This is a genomic window from Idiomarina sp. UBA3162 (assembly GCF_002364475.1).
In the GTDB taxonomy this organism is placed as follows: domain Bacteria; phylum Pseudomonadota; class Gammaproteobacteria; order Enterobacterales; family Alteromonadaceae; genus Idiomarina.
The window spans coordinates 1-540 of sequence record NZ_DEYI01000020.1; the positions used below are offsets into that span (position 1 = coordinate 1).

General features: G+C 48.9%; 1 protein-coding gene. It reads right to left on the reverse strand.

What is annotated here, in order from left to right:
* On the reverse strand, positions 1 to 540 hold a 540-nt coding region (locus B2X00_RS02815; protein WP_290486035.1), incomplete at both ends, for an aminotransferase class III-fold pyridoxal phosphate-dependent enzyme.

A 540-nucleotide genomic window follows, 5' to 3' on the forward strand; every position in this document is an offset into this window, starting at 1 on the left:
ACTTCATCAAAAATCAATAACGCATTGTGTTTGTCACACAATTCACGCACTTGCTTTACAAAGTCCTGCTCTGGTGGGACGACACCACCCTCGCCTTGTAACGGCTCCATCATCACCGCACAGGTCTTGTCATCGATAAGTTTCGCCAATGCATCTGCATCATTGTAGGGTACATGTTCAATCGCACCTGGCTTTGGACCAAAGCCGTCAGAATAAGCAGGCTGACCGCCGACAGTGACAGTAAAGAACGTGCGTCCGTGGAAACCTTTGTTAAAGGCAATAATTTTTTGCTTCTGTTCACCGTGCACGTCAATCGCCCAACGACGCGCCAGTTTTAATGCGGCTTCGTTGGCCTCAGCACCTGAGTTTGCGTAATAAACGCGGTCGGCAAAGGTTGCATCGGTTAACTTCTTAGCTAAGCGAATCGCCGGCTCGTTAGTAAACACGTTACTTAAGTGCCAAAGCTTTTGGCTTTGCTCGTGCAGCGCATTCACCATTGCCGGGTGACAATGACCTAGACAGTTAACGGCAATACCACCA